Annotated in this window: 20 protein-coding genes; 7 read left to right on the plus strand and 13 right to left on the minus strand. The window is 44.5% G+C overall.

Annotation, left to right across the window (positions count from 1 at the left end):
- Window positions 1-26 precede the first annotated feature (26 nt).
- The 4 genes from MHI51_RS29565 (at window position 27) to MHI51_RS29580 (ending at window position 3,986) form a co-directional block, all read left to right on the plus strand.
- Window positions 27-995, plus strand: a complete 969-nt coding sequence (locus MHI51_RS29565) for a Gfo/Idh/MocA family oxidoreductase (RefSeq protein ID WP_342410275.1) — start codon at window positions 27-29, stop codon at window positions 993-995.
- A gap of 129 nt (window positions 996-1,124) precedes the next feature.
- Complete coding sequence (locus MHI51_RS29570; RefSeq protein WP_081383190.1) at window positions 1,125-1,667, plus strand: hypothetical protein; 543 nt, start codon at window positions 1,125-1,127, stop codon at window positions 1,665-1,667.
- Window positions 1,668-1,876: 209 nt separating this feature from the next.
- Window positions 1,877-3,085: an MFS transporter gene (locus MHI51_RS29575; RefSeq protein ID WP_076105088.1), complete on the plus strand. Its 1,209-nt coding sequence runs from the start codon at window positions 1,877-1,879 to the stop codon at window positions 3,083-3,085.
- A gap of 58 nt (window positions 3,086-3,143) precedes the next feature.
- Window positions 3,144-3,986, plus strand: coding sequence for an aldo/keto reductase (locus MHI51_RS29580; protein ID WP_405173448.1), 843 nt, complete (start codon window positions 3,144-3,146; stop codon window positions 3,984-3,986).
- Window positions 3,987-3,990: 4 nt separating this feature from the next.
- On the opposite strand, the gene MHI51_RS29585 is transcribed toward MHI51_RS29580, so the two are convergent.
- The 4 genes from MHI51_RS29585 to rlmN all read right to left on the minus strand — a co-directional run bounded on the left by MHI51_RS29585 (window position 3,991) and on the right by rlmN (window position 7,216).
- On the minus strand, window positions 3,991-4,920 hold the full coding sequence (locus tag MHI51_RS29585; RefSeq protein WP_076181882.1) for an AEC family transporter: 930 nt from the start codon (window positions 4,918-4,920) through the stop codon (window positions 3,991-3,993).
- A 156-nt stretch (window positions 4,921-5,076) separates the two neighbouring features.
- Complete coding sequence (greA, locus tag MHI51_RS29590) at window positions 5,077-5,556, minus strand: transcription elongation factor GreA (protein WP_036682220.1); 480 nt, start codon at window positions 5,554-5,556, stop codon at window positions 5,077-5,079.
- Between the two features lie 222 nt (window positions 5,557-5,778).
- On the minus strand, window positions 5,779-6,066 hold the full coding sequence (locus tag MHI51_RS29595) for a DUF6509 family protein (protein ID WP_036682221.1): 288 nt from the start codon (window positions 6,064-6,066) through the stop codon (window positions 5,779-5,781).
- Window positions 6,067-6,145: 79 nt separating this feature from the next.
- Window positions 6,146-7,216 (minus strand): 23S rRNA (adenine(2503)-C(2))-methyltransferase RlmN, encoded by a 1,071-nt coding sequence (gene rlmN, locus MHI51_RS29600; RefSeq protein ID WP_036682223.1) that lies wholly within the window; start codon window positions 7,214-7,216, stop codon window positions 6,146-6,148.
- A gap of 155 nt (window positions 7,217-7,371) precedes the next feature.
- Between rlmN and MHI51_RS29605 the strand changes: the two genes are divergently transcribed.
- Complete coding sequence (locus MHI51_RS29605) at window positions 7,372-8,430, plus strand: endonuclease/exonuclease/phosphatase family protein (protein WP_076202063.1); 1,059 nt, start codon at window positions 7,372-7,374, stop codon at window positions 8,428-8,430.
- A 16-nt stretch (window positions 8,431-8,446) separates the two neighbouring features.
- Here MHI51_RS29605 and MHI51_RS29610 read toward each other — a convergent pair whose 3' ends face one another.
- From MHI51_RS29610 to MHI51_RS29625, 4 genes are all read right to left on the minus strand, one after another.
- The gene (locus tag MHI51_RS29610) at window positions 8,447-9,700 is read right to left on the minus strand and encodes a polysaccharide deacetylase family protein (protein WP_076276283.1); all 1,254 of its coding nucleotides are present in this window, start codon (window positions 9,698-9,700) and stop codon (window positions 8,447-8,449) included.
- Between the two features lie 5 nt (window positions 9,701-9,705).
- Window positions 9,706-10,428, minus strand: coding sequence for a hypothetical protein (locus tag MHI51_RS29615; RefSeq protein ID WP_076124118.1), 723 nt, complete (start codon window positions 10,426-10,428; stop codon window positions 9,706-9,708).
- A gap of 175 nt (window positions 10,429-10,603) precedes the next feature.
- The gene (locus tag MHI51_RS29620; protein WP_175617270.1) at window positions 10,604-11,269 is read right to left on the minus strand and encodes a glycosyltransferase; all 666 of its coding nucleotides are present in this window, start codon (window positions 11,267-11,269) and stop codon (window positions 10,604-10,606) included.
- A 134-nt stretch (window positions 11,270-11,403) separates the two neighbouring features.
- Complete coding sequence (locus MHI51_RS29625) at window positions 11,404-11,760, minus strand: nucleotide excision repair endonuclease (RefSeq protein ID WP_036682230.1); 357 nt, start codon at window positions 11,758-11,760, stop codon at window positions 11,404-11,406.
- Window positions 11,761-12,015: 255 nt separating this feature from the next.
- Here MHI51_RS29625 and MHI51_RS29630 point away from each other — a divergent pair, with 255 nt between their 5' ends.
- Window positions 12,016-13,506, plus strand: coding sequence for a peptide MFS transporter (locus MHI51_RS29630; RefSeq protein ID WP_076219954.1), 1,491 nt, complete (start codon window positions 12,016-12,018; stop codon window positions 13,504-13,506).
- A gap of 67 nt (window positions 13,507-13,573) precedes the next feature.
- Here MHI51_RS29630 and MHI51_RS29635 read toward each other — a convergent pair whose 3' ends face one another.
- Together MHI51_RS29635 and MHI51_RS29640 are read right to left on the minus strand one after the other, a co-directional pair.
- Entirely contained in the window at window positions 13,574-14,989 is a 1,416-nt protein-coding gene (locus MHI51_RS29635; protein WP_405173449.1) for a hypothetical protein, read from the minus strand.
- 162 nt (window positions 14,990-15,151) lie between these two features.
- Window positions 15,152-15,904 (minus strand): SDR family NAD(P)-dependent oxidoreductase, encoded by a 753-nt coding sequence (locus MHI51_RS29640; protein ID WP_038573803.1) that lies wholly within the window; start codon window positions 15,902-15,904, stop codon window positions 15,152-15,154.
- Between the two features lie 187 nt (window positions 15,905-16,091).
- Between MHI51_RS29640 and MHI51_RS29645 the strand changes: the two genes are divergently transcribed.
- Complete coding sequence (locus MHI51_RS29645) at window positions 16,092-16,733, plus strand: TetR/AcrR family transcriptional regulator (protein WP_076124124.1); 642 nt, start codon at window positions 16,092-16,094, stop codon at window positions 16,731-16,733.
- A gap of 124 nt (window positions 16,734-16,857) precedes the next feature.
- On the opposite strand, the gene MHI51_RS29650 is transcribed toward MHI51_RS29645, so the two are convergent.
- The 3 genes from MHI51_RS29650 to MHI51_RS29660 all read right to left on the minus strand — a co-directional run bounded on the left by MHI51_RS29650 (window position 16,858) and on the right by MHI51_RS29660 (window position 19,301).
- Window positions 16,858-17,979: a nitric oxide synthase oxygenase gene (locus MHI51_RS29650; RefSeq protein WP_405173450.1), complete on the minus strand. Its 1,122-nt coding sequence runs from the start codon at window positions 17,977-17,979 to the stop codon at window positions 16,858-16,860.
- 139 nt (window positions 17,980-18,118) lie between these two features.
- Entirely contained in the window at window positions 18,119-18,397 is a 279-nt protein-coding gene (locus tag MHI51_RS29655) for a hypothetical protein (RefSeq protein WP_405173451.1), read from the minus strand.
- Between the two features lie 82 nt (window positions 18,398-18,479).
- A complete protein-coding gene (locus tag MHI51_RS29660) occupies window positions 18,480-19,301 on the minus strand; it encodes a methyl-accepting chemotaxis protein (protein ID WP_036682244.1) in 822 nt (273 codons plus the stop codon).
- Window positions 19,302-19,315: the final 14 nt, after the last annotated feature.

Consider the following 19,315-nt stretch of genomic DNA (forward strand, 5'->3'; position numbering starts at 1 on the left):
AAAATCAAACAAGTGAGGTGCTGGAAATGAACCCTTTAAAGTGGGCAATTGTCGGTCCAGGAAGTATAGCTGCCGAATTTGCGGCTGCGCTGAATGAAACGGGAGGAACGTTGTATGCGGTTGGGTCGCGAAGCTTGGAGAAAGCACAACAATTCGCTAATCAATATGGAGCCACGAAAGCTTATGGCAGTTACAGTGAAATGCTGCAAGATCCTGCAATTGATGTAGTGTACATCTCTACGCCACATAGCAATCATTATGAATACATCATTGAAAGCTTACAGAATAACAAACATGTTCTCTGCGAAAAAGCAATCACGGTGAACAGCAAACAACTTCAAGAAGTCACCCGACTTGCCGCTGAAAAGGATCTGGTTGTGGCCGAAGCTATGACCATCTACCATATGCCACTGTATAAGAAACTGCGGCAGTTCATTGATGACGGCATCATCGGGCGCCTCAAAATGGTGCAGGTCTCCTTTGGCAGCCATAAAGAATATGATGTGAACAACCGTTTCTTCAGCAAAGATCTGGCGGGCGGAGCACTGCTGGATATTGGGACATATGCGCTGTCCTTCACAAGATTCTTCCTGTCCAAACAGCCCCATGAGATTCTTACTACGGTAAAACAATTCGAGACAGGAGTGGACGAGCAATCCGGTATTATTCTTAACAATGCGGCAGATGAAATGGCGGTAATCTCCCTTACAATGCGCTCCAAAATGCCTAAACGGGGGGTGGTTGCAGGAGAGCTCGGATTTATTACCGTAGACAATTTCCCGCGGGCCAGCAAAGCCACCATTCAATATTTGGATGGCACAGTAGAGACGATTGAAGCTGGAGATACAGCCAAAGCTTTGCAATACGAGATTGAAGATATGCAGCGGTATATTGCAGATAAAAGCCATAAAGAGACCCTCAACCTCTCCTTGGATGTCATGGACATTATGAGCAATGTCCGGGAGCAATGGGGGATCAAATATAGCTTTGAATAAATAAACCGTTTAGTAGGCAGCTAACTTAGGCAAATGATTGTTTTTCGAGGTAGATCGCCCGTATTCATCACTTATTCCCCCCATCTGCATTAATGTTAATGAAGTCAAAGTATGGGAGAGTGAATATGGGTGGCCTATAAAAGAGACCGGATCGTTGTCATTATTCAAAAAGGAAAACGGCGCATAATTACAAGGACCCCCCTCCACGGAGTGGACAGATTAGTCTTTGTCATCAACAATCAATATACGAACGCCCCCAACACTACACAAATTGCAAGCGGTGCAGGGCGCAGCAGCGCAAGCGGCAATAATGCCGCCATTGCTTCTCCCTATACACGCCAACAACAAAGTGTCGGCGCAGGCGGTGATGCGACTAACCTAGGCAGCGGGGGCTACAAACGCGGCAAAGCTAAGCCCCTCTTATTATATCCCTATCGCAAAGAAGTTGTGGTCGTTATCAATACCCAGACGGTTAAACTGCCTAAACGGAGCCAGAATGCCTCCGCAACTCAGGTAGCAAGCGGAGGCGGAACGTTCAGCACCGGCGGAACAAACTCCGCTATTGAAAGCCCAGGAACAAGACAGCAGCAGGCGGTTGGTGGAGGATCGGGTGGGCACGCCACTAACAAAGGCACAACTAAACGGCGCCACCTCAAACAACGGTCTCGTTAACCCTATTGGGACTATATAACAAGCATAGCAAAAAGCATGGGCAAACCTGACGAGATCAGGGTGCCCATGCTTTTTGCGGTTTGGCGAGTTGTGCTATAGGTACTTTTTAGTACCTATAGCACTTTAAAGTACGTACTATACTTAATGGACAGATCTCTTCATAATAGCACTTACCGGCCGGTGATTAACACAGCGTAGGAGTGAAAGAAATGTCCTTAGATAAAAAAAGAAGCACCTTGGCGCTCTTAGCTCTAGCCATTAGTGCCTTTGCGATTGGTACCACTGAGTTTATCAGTGTGGGGCTGCTGCCTCTAATCGCCACGGATCTGCATATACCGGTAACCACAGCCGGGTTGACCGTTACTTTATACGCTTTAGGAGTAACTTTTGGCGCACCCATCTTAACGTCGCTAACCACGTCGATATCGCGCAAAACCTTACTGCTAAGCATTATGATCGTCTTTATTATCGGCAATAGTCTTGCGGCGGCTGCGGACGGAATTACATTGCTGTTAATCGCGAGAGTAATTTCCGCTCTGGCCCATGGCTTGTTCATGTCGATTGCTTCGACTATTGCCGCCGATCTCGTGCCTGAGGATCGTAAGGCCAGTGCCATTGCCATCATGTTCACTGGACTTACAGTAGCTACTGTTACGGGCGTTCCACTAGGTACGTTCCTTGGCCAACAACTCGGCTGGCGTGCTGCATTTGTTGCTATTATTGCTATCGGGCTTATAGCACTCATCGGCAATCTGATCCTTGTTCCTTCATCCGGGCTGCGCAAAGGCACCCATACACCCCTTCGTGAGCAAGTTAAGCTGGTCACCAATGGGCGTTTACTGCTTGCCTTCGCAATTACGGCTTTGGGCTATGGGGGCACATTTGTAGTCTTTACTTATTTATCACCCCTTCTGCATGAGATCAGCGGCTTCAAAGAGAATACAGTCGCCGTAATCTTGCTTGTATACGGCATTGCGATTGCCATCGGGAACGTGATTGGAGGTAAAGCCGCCAACCGCAAACCGATGAATGCTCTATTCTATATGTTTGCAGTCCAAGCTGTCGTCTTATTTGTCTTAGCTTTTACCGCACCTTACAAGGTTGCCGCACTGATTACGATCTTCTTTATGGGACTGTTAGCTTTCATGAACGTGCCCGGCTTGCAAGTACATGTCGTTACGCTTGCAGATCGATATGCGCCAAGTGCACGAGATGTAGCTTCTGCATTAAATATTGCTGCTTTTAACGCTGGTATTGCCATTGGTGCGTACCTTGGCGGCATCGTCACAGATCATATGGGACTGATTCATACCACTTGGGTAGGTGCCATCATGGTTCTGTCCGCTGTATTACTAACGGCATGGAGCCGTGCTCTGGAGAAGAAAGATGAGGCTCCTCTCCAGACTAAAGCTGCTTAAAGAGCAGTCCATTAACAACCCAAACAAACTTTTAAATATCTTAGGAGGTTACTTTATTATGGCTCAACATCTACAGGATACAACTACATTACACAACGGTGTAAATATGCCTTGGCTAGGGCTTGGCGTATTTAAAGTGGAAGAAGGCGCAGAACTGATACAAGCGATCAAATCCGCTATTAGACACGGTTACCGCAGCATTGACACTGCCGCAATTTATGAGAATGAAACAGGCGTGGGACAAGCCATCCAAGAGGCTCTGCAAGAGAACAGCTTGTCCAGAGAAGAGCTTTTCGTAACCTCAAAGGTCTGGACCGCAGATATGGGCTACGAAGAAACCATTGCCGCCTACGAGGCTAGCTTAGCTAAACTCGGACTTGAATACCTGGATTTGTACCTTATTCACTGGCCTGTAAAAGGAAAATATAAAGAGTCTTGGAGAGCGCTTGAAACGTTGTATAAAGAGGGCCGGGTAAAAGCCATTGGGGTCAGCAACTTCCAGATTCACCATCTTGAAGATGTACTGAAGGATGCTGAGATTAAGCCGATGGTCAATCAAGTTGAATTACATCCTTATTTGAATCAGCAAGAGCTGCTCGACTTCTGCAAAGAGCAAGGAATCCAATTAGAAGCTTGGTCTCCGTTAATGCAAGGTCAATTGTTCGATCAGCCTGTACTGAAACAAATTGCCGTCAAACATGACAAATCCGTCGCTCAGGTTATTGTCCGTTGGGACCTGCAACGGGGGATTATCACCATTCCTAAGTCTACTAAAGAACACCGGATCATCGAAAATGTAGACGTGTTTGATTTCAAATTATCTGACGAGGATATGACTCTAATTAACTCTCTCAACCAAGATCAGCGGGTAGGTCCAGACCCAGATCATTTTGATTTCTAAGGGATTACGCACCTTGCACTAACACTATAAGCACCGGCAACACGAGAAACGAAGCAAGCGTCGTCCACAAAATACATTTGGATACCAGCTCCGGTGAGGCATTAAAACGCTCGGCTAGCACGACGGCGTTGACGGCAACTGGCATAGAAGCCAAAATCAGCAGCACAGAGAACAAGGTTCCGGTAATTTGCAGGATCGATAATCCGAGGTAAGCCACTAGCGGCGCTAAGATTAATCGAATCGACAGCCCAGTCCAAAAAGTAGACTGACCCTTGCGTGCGGATGGCATGTTTCTCACTTTAACCATCTGTGCGCCAAGGATCGCCAGTACCACCGGTGAATATCCTCCAGCTACCAAGGCAACCCCTGTAGCCACCTCTGCAGGCAAATGCAGGCCAAAGATACGGAGAAGAAGGGCCAACAGAGCTGCGTAAATGGCAGGAAGTGAAAAGACCGATTTCACTGCATTTTTTACCGAGAACTGAGATCTTGCTGCAAAATAAACGCCTATCGTATTCACGATAATCATCTGTCCGATCACATATACAGAGGCCTTATCGAGACCAAGCTGTCCGAAAGCTAGCAACACCAGCGGAAGTCCATAATTCACGCTATTCGTAAACGTTGAAATCAAGGTCAGACCGGATACTTCGGATGGATCTAGCTTCAATAATTTGCCGACTATATTCGCAATCGCCCATAAGAAGATTAGATTTAGAAGCGAAAAGGCGAGCGTCTTATAAATATCATCCATGGATATCTCTGCAGTAGCCAATGTATTTAAAATAATTGCCGGCGTTAAAAAGTATAGATAAAGCGTCAATAACGGCTTCGTATCCAGATTCTTAAACCGCCCAAGTAGGGCACCCACGATCACAGGAATGGACAAAGGCACGATGACTTGGTATAACGTCGATAACACACTTTGGATCATGAATAGAACTCCTCTGCTGTAGGTTACTTCAAACTATAAGCGTAACAGCGCAGAACGTCTAAGATATGAAATCAATATATCTCATAGCCAAAACCTATCATACCAGCAAAAAAGCTCCCAACCCTTACAAAGGGTTGGGAGCTTTTCGGTATATTGTTACATCATTTTGATCTCAAGCAACTCATATTTAATGATGCCCATCGGTGCATTTACACTAACAATATCGCCGACCTTTTTACCCAGCAATTCCTTGCCTAGCGGGCTTTCATAGGAAATCTTGTTATTAAGAACATCTGCCTCAGCAGCTCCAACAATTCTATATTCGATCTTCTCCGAATATTCGATGTCATTCAGAATAACAATACAACCCATACTAACCTTTGACAGATCCATTTGGCTCTCATCCACGATCTTGGCTTTGGTCAACATTTTCTCCAGAATCATAATACGAGTCTCCATGAACGATTGATCGTCCTTGGCCGAATGGTACTCACTATTTTCCTTCAAGTCTCCATAGCTGATCGCCAATTTAAGCCGTGCGGCCAATTCCTTACGCCCTGCGCCTTTCAATTCCTTCAGCTCTTCCTCTAATTGAGCCAACCCTTCTTTGGTCAAGAACACTTCTTCATTAGACATGTATACAACTCCTATTTTGGATGCTTTATAATATTTTAACCGATATATCCCAAACTTGCGAAAGATCTTACAAGAAGAAACAACATTGTCGTCCTTAAAGGACGACAACCATTTCTCGTAGAAATATAAAGATACTTTAAAGTACAAAACATATAAATGCTTATATTTTAAAAAAATCCCTGCCACAATGGAACATTGGGCAAGGAGGTCAATGCTGCTTAATTATTCTGGCAAATGCTCTTTACAAAAAAGGAGTAACGCTTCTTCCTCGTCCTCTTCCATATCGAAATCGAGCAGTTGACCTGAAGTTGTCTCCTGTAGATCATAACTTACGATGCTGACTTGATCTTCATCCACCTTAATAATCGCTCTAGCGGATACTCCGTTCTCTACATACAGCTCATCATCCTCTGGAACGTCCAGTTGAACGACAAATTCATACCGTTTACCGGTTAGTATACCGAAAGGATCTTTTACATTCTCCACATTGTAGCCCGTAAATGTCAACATAACTCAATCAACCTCTTTTCCTAATACCTGCCACGTCATTGTATCACAAAAAGTAACATATTGTTGTCGAGGTAGTCCGTCAAGCCATGGCTTTAGATTTCTTGATTTGTTTGCTTCGCAGCTGTCCGCAGGCAGCATCAATATCCACACCATGCTCCAGACGAGTGCTTACGCTGACACCCTGCTTCTTCAAGGTATCAAAAAAGGCCCGCACCGTCTCCCGCTCGCTTCTTTGATATTGGCTGTGTTCATCCACCGGGTTATAAGGAATCAAATTCACATTGACGAGCGGGCGTCGATCGCCAATCAGCTCGGCCAGTTCAAGCGCATGCTCTCTGCCGTCGTTTACATCCTTCATCAGAATGTATTCCAGCGTAATTCTCCGCTTGGTTTTCTCCAAATAATAATCTATAGACTCCATTAGCTTCTCTATTGGAATGGCCTTGTTAATCTTCATGATCTGCGTCCGCAGTTCATTATTAGGGGCATGCAAAGAAACCGCCAGGTTCACCTGCGTATTCGCATCCGCAAATTCAACGATTTTGTTAGCCAATCCGCTCGTTGATACGGTAATCCCTCTGCCTGCAATTGCTAGTCCCTTGTGATCTTTGACAATCGCCAGGAAATCGAGCAGGTTCTTGAAGTTATCGAATGGCTCGCCAATGCCCATCACTACGACGTGACTGACCTTTTGATCCAGGTTCGCCGCATCCAGATGCTGCTGGACCTTCATAATCTGCTCCACAATCTCTCCGCTGGAGAGATCCCGGCTCTTCGCCAATAGCCCACTTGCACAGAAGCTGCAGCCGATATTGCAGCCCACTTGCGTGGTTACACATACAGACAAGCCGTATTTCTGTCTCATAAGCACGGTCTCGATCAGGTTGCCATCCTTTAGGCGGAACAGGAACTTAATCGTCCCATCCGCAGATTCCTGCTTCACATGTTCTTCCAAGGTATGAATGACAAAATTCTGCTCTAATAATTCTACACAATCTTTATTTACATCGAGCATTTCCGAAAAGTCTGTAATCCGCTTCCGATAAAGCCAATCCCAGACCTGCGTAGCCCGAAACTTTTTATGTCCACGTTCTAACAGCCATGCCGCCAGTTGATCAAAAGTTAATCCATAAATGGATTCTATATTCATTCGTTATCCTCTTTTCAAAACGTTAAAGTTCAGACCATCACTACTCATTGTCTCAAATTTTTTTTATTAAAACAAGGGGAGTTATTGGGTTGTGTCGAAGTTTACACCATTAAAGTCTGTTCTATGAACATGTATCTAAGGAGCGATGGAATCATATGGGTTCAACAAGAATAAAAGCAATCAGCCTCACCCTTCTAGCTGCCGTTCTAATCCTTGGCGGTTTTTTAGTGTATATTACTCTCACTGACTATAAACCACAGGAGATTACTACACTTACTGTAAACAATAATCCGCAGCAAGTAATGAAGCAGGGAGAGTCCTTTTCTGTAACTACCTTTAATATTGGCTACGCCGGGTTGGATAAAGGCCAAGATTTCTTTATGGATGGCGGAACAAAGTCACGCTCAAGCAGTAGGGAACAAACGAAGATAAACCTTGAGGCCGTAGCGTCCCTTATGACAGCTACAGACTCGGACCTGTTCATGCTGCAGGAGGTCGACATCGATTCTTCCCGTAGCAACGGTATAGATGAAGTCTCTTACTTGTCGAATAAATTTGCTGATTACAGCAATGTTTTCGCGACCAACTACAAGGTACCTTGGGTACCGCTTCCTGTTCTTGATCCGATGGGCTCGGTGAACAGCGGTTTATTAACTTTATCCCGTTTTAACAGCACAAGTAATATTAGATATGATCTCCCGGGCAAAGAAACCTGGCCCCGCCAACAATTTGATCTCGACCGTGCTTTTGTGGAGAGCAGATTCCCCGTTGATAATGGAAAAGAACTGATTCTAGTCAATCTTCATTTATCAGCCTTTGACCAAGGCGGAACGATTCGCAAACAGCAATTGGAGTATTTATCGGCTTATATCAAGAAGGAGAATGACAAAGGGAACTACCTCATCTTAGGGGGAGATTGGAACCATTCCCTTCCGGGTACAGCTCCTGATGCTTTCGAGACAACGCAGGATTGGCCGCAATGGCTGCAAGAATTCCCTGAACATTTTCAACAGGGCTTTCAGTGGGCTGTAGATGCCAAGGTACCCTCCGTCCGGACGCTCGATGTTGCCTATACAGAAGGTGTGAATTTCCGCGCAGTGATTGATGGCTTTCTAGTCTCACCAAACGTCAGCATAAGCGGCGTACAGGGTCATGAGTTATCCTTCGAACACAGTGATCACAACCCTGTAACAGCCACTTTTATTCTGCAATAACATGGATTCTCTGATTCTATTTAAAAACAACAAATTTTAGGTTTTTCTCTTGGAAATACTTAATGATAGCGGGCAAAGCTTCTACAGTAATCTTCTTTTCGTGAAATAGATAGACTCCGCCGGACGGATCGGCATGATGAACATATTGAAGAATATCCTCTGGGTTCTTGACGTTCCAATCCTCGGGATCACGATTCCACAATAATACCTTCATCTGCTGTTCCGTCACCTTGGCGGTTAACTTGTCATTGATCGCCCCATATGGCGGCCGAAAAATAGTAATCGGTGATTGTGTAATTTCCTCCAGCGCCTGATTAGTCTTCGCCAAGTTAATCCGGTTCTCCTCAACGCCATTAGCAGTCATTTTGCTATGATCCCACGAATGACTCCCAACCGACATCTTATGCTCATTAGCATACCTAACGGCTTCCGCATTATGAGCTACCTTATTCCCAATGAATAAAAAGGTGGCAGCCACCTTATGTTCTACTAGAATATCTACGATCTCTTTCGTATACTTTGACGGTCCATCATCAAATGACAAGGCAACATAACCCTTCGGCAAACTATACAAAAATTCATTCTCGGGTAATTCATACTTTTCGTACGGTAATGTCTGTTCTTGAGGAGGGACTGAAGGTTCTGGTGTAGGCTCAGCTTGCTGGTTATGAACCGATATCGTCTGCGCTAGGGTAACGAACGGTACCGAAAGTAATGGCTCAGAGTCGGCCCCTAATACGGGTTCCTCCAGCGCTTCAGCACTATCTACGAATTGTCCATCCATTCTCAGAGGTAACACAAATATCAAACAAGCGAACATGAGACACAGCAGTGCAACCAGTCCAATACGTTTGGTCTTCTTTCTGCTTATCCTATGCCCTGGTTCTGTAGAGGGAAGCATGGTCTGAACTACCCTCTCCTCTTCTGCTTGAGGATAGTCCTGCTGCTTTAATTGAAGAAGTTGGGTTACATAATTTTCAGAACAGGCAAAATACAATGTTTCGCTGTAAGCTCTGTTCATTATAATCAGCGTGCTGTAGTAACTATTCCGAAACGGATCCCACTTCGGATACAGCGACAATCTCATTCTCCCTCCGGAAAAGGGACCTAGCGCCTTCAATTGTTCGTATGTAAATTCATCTATGGTGAGCTTGCTTCTTGCGTACCCAACATTACGGGTTAGACCTACCTCAATCTGATAACCGGCCTGTTCATGCTCAAGCGACAGTAACTCAATCATTAGAATGGTGTCCGGTTCCTTAGATGCCATGAATCCTATGTATCTCCGTTTCCATCGTTTCGATCCGTCAGACTACTGCCACTCCCAAAAGGAACCGTCATCCGATTGGTGAAATCGCTGATCATACCCGAGAGATACGCCTTTTCTTGGCGAATCGTATCGTACTTTTGTTTTAGATGTGCATTCTCAATCTCAACCCGTCCGATTTTCTCTTCCAGATCATTCATCTTTTTGAGTTTCTCTGCATGGGCTTCGTTATGTTTTTGAATCAGATTTACATATTTTTGCTGCTCCAGCTCAATGGTACTCTTCAATTCCTCAATCTCAGCTGTGAGCGTAGTTTGAAGCTCCCGGTAATCCTCCAGCACTTGATCGACCTTCAAATTTCTCTCAATCAACTTATGCTCAAGCTCGCGGACATTCTTTTCTCTTTCCTCAATAACCTTATTGAGGTTCTTCATATCCCGGTTTAAGCGCTCCACATGACTGCTGGAATGGGTTAACCGATCCTGAAGCTCATTAATATTGGTCTCCGCATGTTGTCTGGCCTGAATAATCTGTTCCACGGAGAAGATCAAATCGAGTGATTTTTTATCAAGCTGAGCTTTGCCTGTAGTAACCAATCCAGCTAAAGTCTCGTCCGAGGTCTTTTCTTCTATTTCTTCGACCTGTTCATCTAATAATTGTACCTTTTGAACCATATCCGACTTGGATTGCTTATCCACTGAATCTTTCTTTTTAAAAAAGGGGGAAATCATCGATTTTATCACCTCAATTATAAAAAAATGTCAAAAAATGTCGAGTGCCCACGAGTCTATTATAGTTTACTTATCTTGTATGTAAGTGAGCCTTTATATCTAACTTTCTGAAATGCACCTAAAGACCTATTCTCTTCTGCAAAATAAAAAAAGCACCCCTTCGGGTGCTTTGATTTCAATTGAATTTATCGGGAAATTGTTTGATCAATCCCTCGGTTAAGATATCTGCGAACATGATCATATGTTCCAGCCCTTTATCAAATGCGGCAATTTCGGCATCCCAATCCTTTTTAACTCTAGCTGTCACGTCATCAGTAATCAATTCCAGATGTTCATGAAGCATTTCCTTTAATTGTTCATAAGAATATTTGGGGTTCTGGCTACTAAGAAACTTGGCAATGTCATCAGCGTTGGCATACCACTCTTTATTGTATTTTTCCACATCGGCCTGATTTCCAGCCTTTACAGCACCTAGAACTTTTCCGGCAATAAGAATATGCTCCCGCAATAATTGAGCCAGCTTATCTCCAACTGCCTCACCGTAATACGGTTTAAAGACATCCCCTATGTCCTGCTGATTCTGTAACAGCCTTGCCAGTACCTTATCCTTGTCCTCAGAATCTGCAAAGGCGCTAACAATGTAGTTCTTTGTCCATACCACATGATCGATCCATAACTTCCTAAGATTATCCTTAAGCTCAATTACGGAGGGGGTTAAGCATTGCTTGTGGGAGCTCTTTTTCTCTTTAGCTGCTGCAGCATCGGCAATTGTAGGTGTAACACTTACAACCAGAAACATACACAATAAGGTTAGCTTCAACATCAAATACTTATTTTTCAATATGACCTATCTCCTTGTGAACAGTGATGGATTTGAATATCTTGTATATTGTGCACCTTTACTTCCATTTCATTCGCAACTATTCTCAGAACACAAAAAAGCACCATCACGTGGACGGTGCCTGGGTCTTACTTTTATCTAAACATCACTTTATCTACGTTGTATTTAGATTTCAGTTCATTAATGATATAGGTTTCATAGATCTCTCTATGAACTGGACTTTCGATCAAACACACATCAATTCTGGTGACCTCGTCCCGATGTTGCTTGATGTCAGATACGGTGTCTTCAAAATGTTTTTTAATTCTTGGTCTTAGCTTTCTCGCTTTACCTACAAACAACAACTCATCCTGATCATTGTAGAACATAAAGATACCGCCGTAATCTCTCGGAATCAGGTGAAAGTCCGTAAATCCGTAAATATTGCTTAACTGCGGGTTAATTTGTTTAGTAATACTAACATCCGCTTTTGGAATCGTTATGTTGATCATTAGCTCACGTCCTCTTTCTATATAGGAGTAAATAGTATCATAAATCGCTAAGTAAGACCATTCAATCTGGCGCAGTCAAATAAATACAATAAAAGCAAGTTCGATTGATCTAATGGAAATATTACTAAAAAATATAGCATTATTCAAAACCTTCCTGCCCAAGGGTTGCGGTCTTAGACAGGAGAGGATTATAAATAAAATAGAGGCGTTTGCATCATGATATATAGATATTTGTCATCTAGGAGGATTTGATTCATGGCAGTAACAGACCGGCAAAAAATAGTAGATAGCGTCCCGCAAAAGGGTTTCTTCGGACATCCTAAGGGACTTTTCACCCTTTTCTTCACAGAATTTTGGGAGCGTTTCTCTTATTATGGCATGCGAGCTATCCTTGTCTACTACATGTATTATGAAGTGACCCAAGGCGGTCTCGGATTACCTGAAGATATGGCACTTTCTATTATGTCTATCTATGGATCGCTTGTATATATGTCAGGGATCATTGGAGGCTGGCTTGCGGATCGGCTTCTCGGGACTTCGAGGGCTGTTTTCTACGGCGGCGTTTTAATCATGTTCGGGCATATACTACTGGCTATTCCAGGCAATACCACATTGTTTTTTGCTTCGATGGTTTTAATCGTACTCGGAACGGGTCTACTGAAACCCAATGTTTCAAGTATTGTCGGCGAAATTTATAGCGAGCAGGATAACCGCCGTGACGCTGCCTTCAGCATTTTTTATATGGGCATTAACCTGGGAGGATTTCTCTCCCCACTAATTGTTGGCGCAGTAGGCATGAATAATTTCCATCTAGGTTTCTCGATTGCCGCAGTCGGAATGTTTGTTGGACTAGTCGTTTATATTATGACTCGCACAAAAAATCTGGGTCTGGCCGGTACGATTGTACACAACCCTATTCCTGCAGATCAGAAGAAAAAAATCTTTACTTGGATTGGTGTAGGATTAGTTGTACTTGCGATTTTGATTACGATCGGCATTCTTACCGGAGTGCTTACCTTTGAAACATTAATAAAAATAGTAGGGGTATTAGGCTTACTTATTCCTACGATGTATTTTATTATGATGTACCGCAGTCCCAAAACAACGGCCGTTGAACGGTCAAGAATTCTCGCATACATTCCTTTATTTATCGCATCGATTATGTTCTGGGCGATTCAAGAGCAGACTTCCACAGTTCTAGCTAGTTTTGCTGATAAACGGACCCAATTGGATTTTGCAGGCTTACACATTTCTCCTGCTTGGTTCCAATCGCTTAACCCGCTGTTTATTATCACTCTTGCACCTATATTTGCCTGGTTGTGGTTAAAGCTCGGTAACCGTCAACCCTCGATTCCGCAAAAGTTCTCGCTTGGTTTATTGTTTGCCGGTTTATCCTTCCTGGTGATTCTAGTACCTGCTTATTTCGGTGGAGCTAATTCACTTGTGAATCCATTATGGCTGGTACTCAGCTATTTTATCATCGTAATCGGGGAGTTATGCTTGTCCCCTGTGGGCTTATCAGCAACGACCAAACTGGCACCGGCGGCTTTTACCGCTCAAATGATGAGTATGTGGTTCTTATCGAATGCCGCTGCTCAAGCAATTAATGCTCAAATTGTAAAGTTCTATACCCCAGATACCGAAATGATGTACTTTGGAGTAATTGGTGGAGTGGCCCTTATCCTTGCGCTTATCCTCTTCCTATTCTCTTCCAAAATTCAGAATTTCATGAAAGGGATACATTAAAGACACCCAAAGGCTGCCCGAGATCTTCTCGGCAGCCTTTTTTTGGTTTCCTATAGTTATCCAGCCTCTACACCAGAAACATGGCGACAATCGTCGTGACTACCAGCCCAATCAATACAGGCTTAACATTCCGTCTCGCCAGCTCAAAGGGGCTTATTCCGCAAATAGCGGCCGCCGGAATCAATGCCCACGGAATCAGCGTGCCTCCACCCACCCAAATGGCAGCTACCTGACCCAGCGCAGTTAAAGTCGCCGCATCGGAATGTGTGGCCACCGCAAACAATTTCCCAATAGACCCGGCAAGTGAAATGCCCGAGAACCCTGAACCATCTAGGCCTGTAATGGCTCCGGTTATAGTTGCGGTCACAGCACCCACTGCGCCGTTCAGAGGAACGTTATGCGCTAGAGCGACCCCTAGATCATTTACAATCCCCTGAGATGCGGCGGGCAGCACTTTGCCGAATAATTCAGCAAACGCCGAATCCCCCAGATAGAAAAAAGCGGCAATCGGTATCACAGGACCAAATACTTTGAAGCCAAACGTAAGTCCATCAATCAGATAAGTAGTTACTTGCTCCAATCCTTTATTACGATGTGCCAACAAGGTTACTACAACCAGAATGAACACCGCAGTACCACCAACTAAGGCAGTTGCGTCTCCACCCTGCAAATCGAGCAGAAACATGCCTGCTACATCGGCTAAAAACAGGATGGGAATGGCGATGGCCAGCCATTGTTTCAATGCTGGATGAATCACCGCTGAATCTTCTGCCGTATCATTCTCTGCAGAAAACGCACTCACGGCACTTTTCCCGGCAATAAGCCCGTCTCGCCAAGTTCCCTTCTTCTGATCTCTGCGCATCATCCAATACGCCGTTATCGTAGTCACCACGCCCATAACAATTACAAGCGGAATACTCGCCTCCATGACACTGGTCACAGAAAGTCCGGCCGCATCTGCTGTTAGTTTAGGTGCACCTTGAATAATGTAATCACCTGAGAGCGCAATCCCGTGGCCAAATAAATTCATTGCCATCGCCGCTCCAAGAGCCGGCAGTCCCACTCGAATGGCAACCGGCAGCAGCACAACCCCGATCAAGGCCACTGCGGGTGAAGGCCAGAAGAACCATGAGGTGACCATCATAATCAGACCGATCCCCCAAAAGGCTATGAACGGTGTGCGCAAAAAGCGGGTAAGTGGAGCAACCATGATTTCGTTAATCCCCGTACGTGTTAATACCCGGCTCATGGCTACTATGATCGAAATAATCATGATCGTACCCATTAGCTCCTTGGTTGCATATACAAAAGAGTTGAATACACCTGTGACCGAACCACTGACAGTTTCTGTGGCTAACCACCCAAGTACAAAGATGCCCGCAATACAGATCATCGTTGTGTCCCGTCTCTTGATCAGAAGTGCCATTATAAATACGATAAATGCCAGATATACATAATGGAGCGCTGTTAACTGGATGCCCATCTCTGCACCACACCCTTCTCCTACTATCCGAGTGCTATATGGTATGCAGGGGTGTAGGCTAATGTTCAGTAGAATGGGCCTAAAACAGCAAAAGAAGCCGTCCCGCGCGTAGAGAAAATCTACGTATGGGACGGCTTCTTAATGTTTCTTAATTAGAGATTATTATTTAGCTACAACTCCGCCATCAACCGGCAGCTCAACACCTGTAATGTAAGAAGCTTCATCAGAAGCCAAGAACAATACAGCTTCAGCTACTTCAGAAGCACGTCCAACACGTGGCAGCGCAGTCTGAGACATAAAGAAGCTATGCATTTTTTCGTTATTTACAAATTCAGCACTCATTGGGGTTTCGATAAATCCTGGGTGAACAGAGTTCACACGAATGTTATCTTTACCAAAGTCTACAGCTGCTGCTTTACTAAGCATACGAACTGCACCTTTTGAAGCTGTATAAGCACCAGCACCGCTGCTGCCAGTCAAACCTGCGATGGATGAAATATTAACGATGGAACCACCTTTATTGTTCTTCATTTGAGGAACAACATGCTTCATGCCAAGGAATACGCTGCTCACGTTGATGTTCATTACTTTGTTCCATTGATCAACAGTGGATTCGAGCAATTGAACCGGGAATGAGATCCCTGCATTGTTTACCAAAATGTCGATTTTCCCGAACTTGCTAATCACATCTTCTACAACCTTGATCCAGTCTTCTTCGGAAGCCACATTATGTGCATAAGCTGCTGCTTGACCACCATTTGCTTCAATTTCCTTCACAACTGCTTGTACGGCAGCCTCGTTAATATCAGTGGCTACAACTGTAGCACCCTCTTTGGACAATAAAAGGGCTTCTTCACGGCCCATACCGCTGCCTGCACCTGTAATAATTGCTACTTTATTAGTTAGACGATTCATAATTAGGTCTCCTCTATAATCGTATTGTGATATAATATTTGAGTGATGATAGTCACACTATCACTGTGATATACATCATATCATTTTTACAAAAGAACTACAACCACTCCTTGCTTAATCCAATAAACGGTGGATATAATACTAATAATTGAAAATCCCAATCAAAAAATGGAAGGGTCTAGCCCTCATGAATCCTAAAACACGATACGAAAAAGAAAGATCCGATGGTAAGCAGCAACGATTAATTACGATCCTCGAATCCGCAGAACGAGTATTATCACAAAAAGGAATCGAAAAGTCGACGATGCAAGATGTCGCAAGCGAAGCCAATATCGGGATTGCGACGTTATTTCGCTATTTTCCCAGAAAAGAAAAACTCGTAGTGGCTGTAGCCACCCGAATGCTGGAGCCTATGCTCGATCATTTTAAATACGTAGCTGACTTGCCCCTTACTTGTCTTGAACAAATCGAGAAATTATTTGATTTCTTTATTCAGGATCAAAATCATCTAAGTATTATTTTTATGGTCAATTTCGAAAGCTACGCCTCACACTCAAATGAACCTGTTGAGGATGTTCTGAGCTTCAATGCACTCAACCGCAAAATTTGGCATGAATACTCCAGGATCATTCAAAATGGGGTAGAAGACGGCTCTATTCGTGCGGGTCTCCCCGTAAAAGAGACCTTAATTACGCTCATGAATAGCTTTGCCCTCTTTTCCAGAAAACTAACGATGAAAAAAAACATTCTCCTGCTGGAATCGGATCTAGACTCCGACGATCAGCTTGAGCTGCTTAAACAAATTTTTCTGGATCATTTAAAAGCCTAAAAAGCGCCAGTTTCCTTAGGAGGGGAACTTGGCGCTTTTTCTATAGTCAAAACAAAAAGAGACATTTCCAAGGAAATTGCCTCTATCCAGATTCAAGTTGCGACCTATATACTGCCTTCGTTAGCTAGTGAAATGGGCAGGTTGCGACGGGTGATTGTTGATAAAGAAAACGAGGGCTGAAATCATATTCTTTTAACGTACGATCATGCCAAATCGGTGTAGACGAGGGTGACATAGGCGGAATCAACCAGGACCAGCGCCCTGAGACTTGGCGCCCCTGCTCGTTCTCCTGTTGCTGGAATCGAACAAATTGATCTGCTGCTGTATGGTGATCCACAATGCTGACACCTGCTTGCTTGAAGGAATGCAGCACTGCGCGATTCAGCTCAAGAAGCGCCCGATCCTTCCAAAGCGTTGTGTTGCTGGAGCGATCCAGTCCCATCACATCAGCTATAGCTGGCAAAGTGTTGTATCGTCCGGTATCCCCCAAGTTACGCGAGCCGATTTCAGTCTCCATGTACCAACCGTTAAAAGGAGCAGCCGTGTACAGAATACCGCCAATTTCCAACTGCATGTCCGCGATAATGGGTACAGAATACCAACGAAGCTGAAGCTCAGCAAAACGTTCAATTTCAGGATGTGTTAACGGTACCTCCTGAATGAAGTGATCAGGAATAGGGAAAACGTAGGGATGCCCGTTGCCAATACTTATCACTAACGGCAACACATCATAATCGCCACCCGTTCCTTGCCAACCTAGTTGCTGGCACATTTTTGTGAATTCATCCGATGCCGGATCGCCTGCACGTCCGTGTTCTTCATCGCCAGGATAACCGGCATAACGAATCAATTGGTGGTTCCAGATCCGAATCCGCCGATTCGGATCTTCTCCGCTGCGGAAGACCGTAATGAGTGAACGAATACGTCCTCCGTTGTTCGCCTTTTCCAGATGTCGCAGCAACGCTTCAGCAACTTGTTCCTCAGTCTCTGCTTGGCGTTCATCGATTAGCTCAATGGATTGCCAAAAAAGACGCCCAATGCAGCGGCTATTATGGCGCCAGGCCATTCTTGCACCATGCGCTAATTCTTCCGTTGTATGTGTGTAACTGCCTGATTGGTTAATTTCCTCATGTACGGCTAGGATGCGATGATCCGTCTCGGCTTCAGACTTGTCTAGTTCAGCGTAACATTGTCGAATGAAAGCTTCCGCCTGCCGGGTTAATTCTTCGATGTGCTTGCCATTCATATCCCTTATCCCCCATCTAAACCCTTGCTTAAACTCTCAATCCAGTATAACATCCCTCTTCCTATGCCACATCTTTCAGGGAAAAGCGCATAAGAACAACCCGTGAAGCTTGGAGCTTCACAGGTTGTGGCAGGAACATTTAGCGCTCTGAACGTTTCCCTTGCTTATTCAATGAGGCAAGTCCGCTCTTATCCTCGGTCAACAGTTCTTCAGCCAACTCCACACCTTGAGGACCTAGCCAGTCCTGAGCTTGCTGAATCGCCTGCTCAGTATGTGCCAGGCGGTTCTCAGCCTGTGCCAAAGTCTGTTCTGTTGGATGACTAAGTGCCTGAGAGACAGAGAAATGAAGCTTGCCCAAAGAATTTTTGGCTTGAGTTACATTGTCATTCGCTTGCAGACTGGAATCGGGTTGTTTCATAAATGAAATACGCTCCCTTCTGAAATGCGCCTGTTCTCTTCTAGCATGGTTTGGGTGAAGTCATCTTATGCATTCTCAATATCTACTGGATAATGGATTGCATAAAGGACGTCATTTCATTACTCGCTTTATTCAGGCGCTCAATGACACCGCTGAATTCAGTGACCAATTCTGCTTGTGAGTGTGAAGAAGCAGAGATCGCTTCAATTTCTTGCTCCATTTGCTTAATGGACTTTTGAACATCACTCAGTGATTTTTCAATATTATGGGTTGCTTCTTTAGTGTTAACGGACAGTTTGCGTACTTCCGTAGCAACCACCCCAAAACCTGCCCCTTGCTCTCCTACACGCGCGGCTTCGATTGCCGCATTCAGCCCAAGCAGGTTCGTCTGCTCAGAAATCTCACGAATGAAGCCGGCAACCTTATTCACTTCTTGTGATTCTGTTACTGCTCTACGCGTATTATCTAATATTTGCTGCGAGGTTGCTGATAATTCCTGAGATTGGGCAGCTACGCTCTGCACCATCTCCATTAGATGACTGCTTATCTCATTAATCTCATCTGTGAATCCTTCAAGCTTATTCTCGTTCTCTAGTGTATAGGCAATGGCAAAAACCCCGATTACATCATCATCCGTTCCGTAGATAGGTACACATGTTGAGATTACAGGAGCTCCATAAATTTCTGCTGGGATTCGGTTAGAGCTTGCTATACCTTTCAGTCCATTTGAAAGCGACAGATCTTCAGGAGGGATAGGGTTACCCTTAACCAATCCGAGATCAATAACTTTACTTGGTGCGTAATAATGGAAGATCTCCCTGTCCGTGATTCCAATCATAATATCCTGCGAGTGAATCTTTTTGAAATAAGGTGCTGCGAGGACTAAGGCATCGATAATACTCATCTCTTCATCTCCCA

Source organism: Paenibacillus sp. FSL H8-0260, from assembly GCF_045040625.1.
GTDB lineage: Bacteria > Bacillota > Bacilli > Paenibacillales > Paenibacillaceae > Paenibacillus_AQ > Paenibacillus_AQ odorifer.